The following is a 1,853-nucleotide window of genomic DNA, read 5'->3' on the forward strand; positions in this document are numbered from 1 at the left end:
GCCTCCAGGACGCAGGCGACGGCGTCGCGGTCGCGGCGCAGGGCGGGGACGGCCGCGACCGTCCGGTCGGCTTCCTCGGCGGCGAGGCACTCCGTGACCAGGGGCGTCAGCGCGGCCTCGGGCCCGAGCTCGACGAAGGTCGTCACCCCGGCGGCCCGCAGCGCCCCGATCCCCTCGGCGAACCGGACCGTGCGCCGGAGGTGTTCGACCCAGTAGCCCGGCTCGCACAGGCGGTCCGGCGGCACGATCGTGCCGGTCACGTTGGACGCGAGCGGGATCACGGGAGGGCGGAAGCGCAGCCCGCCGACGACGTTGGCGAACTTCTCCAGGACCGGTTCCATGAGCTCGGAGTGGAAGGCGTGCGAGACACGCAGGCGCGAGCACCGCCAGCCCCGGTCCGCGCACGCGGCACGCACCTGCTCGACGGCCTCGGCGGTACCGGAGACCACCACGCTCATCGGCCCGTTGACCGCGGCGAGCCCCGCCCCGCCGGGGAGCCCCGCCAGCACCTCGGCGACCGCGGCCTCGGACGCCCCCACCGCGAGCATCGCACCGCCGTCCGGGAGCGAACTCATGAGCCGGGCGCGGGCGGCGACGAGCGCGACCGCGTCGTCGAGCGAGAGGACCTGGGCGACGTGCGCCGCGACGATCTCGCCGAGGGAGTGCCCGGCCACGTGGTCGGGCCGCTGCCCCCACGAGGTCCAGAGCCGGTAGAGGGCCACCTCGAACGCGAACAGCGCGGGCTGGGCGATGCCCGTGTCTTCAGGGTCTTCAGGACCGGCCCCGGTGTCCGGCGCGCCGAGCACCACGTCGCGTACGGAGAAGGGCAGCGCGCCCTCGAAGGCGGCGCAGACCTCGTCCAGGGCGGCGGCGAACACCGGGAAGGCGTCGTAGAGTTCCCGCCCGATCCCGCGCGCGCGGGCGCCCTGGCCGGTGAAGAGGACAGCGGTCCTCGTGGCACCGCGCGGCACGGCTCCCGAGACGACGCCCACGCCGTCCAGGGGTGTCGCGTTCCCCTCCGCGACGGCGGAGAGCCCGGCTGCCAGGCCGACGGGTTCGCGTCCGACCAGCACGGCCCGGTGCTGCAGCACCGCCCGGCCGGACGCCAGTGACCACGCCACGTCGGCCGGGCGGGCGTCGGGGTGCTCGGCCACCCAGTCGCGCAGCCGCGCGGCCTGGGCCCGCAGCCCGGCCGCGGAGCGCGCCGAGAGCACCCACGGGACGACGGCCGGGTCCGCCCCCGCCGGGCGCTCCCCGTCCCGCGGCTCCGGGGGTGCCTCTTCGAGGATGATGTGCGCGTTGGTGCCGCTGACCCCGAACGACGACACGGCGGCCCGGCGCACCCGCTCCCCCGCGGGCCACGCGACCGGCTCGGTCAGCAGCGCGACGCCGCCCGCCGCCCAGTCGACCATGGGCGTGGGCTCCTCGGCGTGCAGGGTGCGCGGCAGCACGCCGTGCCGCATCGCCATGACCGTCTTGATGACGCCCGCGACGCCCGCGGCGGCCTGGGTGTGCCCGACGTTGGACTTGACCGACCCGAGCCGCAGCGGCCGGTCGGCGGGCCGGTCCTGCCCGTAGGTCGCGAGCAGTGCCTGGGCCTCGATCGGGTCGCCGAGCCGGGTGCCCGTACCGTGCGCCTCCACCGCATCGACGTCCGCCGGGGCCAGCCGCGCGTTGGCCAGCGCCTGGCGGATCACGCGTTCCTGCGCCAGGTCGTTGGGCGCGGTCAGGCCGTTCGACGCGCCGTCCTGGTTGACGGCCGAGCCGCGCACCACCGCGAGGACGGTGTGCCCGTTGCGGTGCGCGTCGGACAGCCGCTCGACGAGCAGCATGCCGACGCCCTCGCCCCAGCC

At 76.8% G+C, this 1,853-nt stretch carries 1 protein-coding gene; it reads right to left on the bottom strand.

Annotation, left to right across the window (positions count from 1 at the left end; all coding sequences use genetic code 11):
- Positions 1 to 1,853, bottom strand: a 1,853-nt coding sequence (locus K6I34_RS36470) for a type I polyketide synthase (protein WP_229332315.1), incomplete at both ends; no start/stop codon positions are given.

Source organism: Streptomyces sp. UNOC14_S4, assembly GCF_020740835.1.
Lineage (GTDB): Bacteria > Actinomycetota > Actinomycetes > Streptomycetales > Streptomycetaceae > Streptomyces.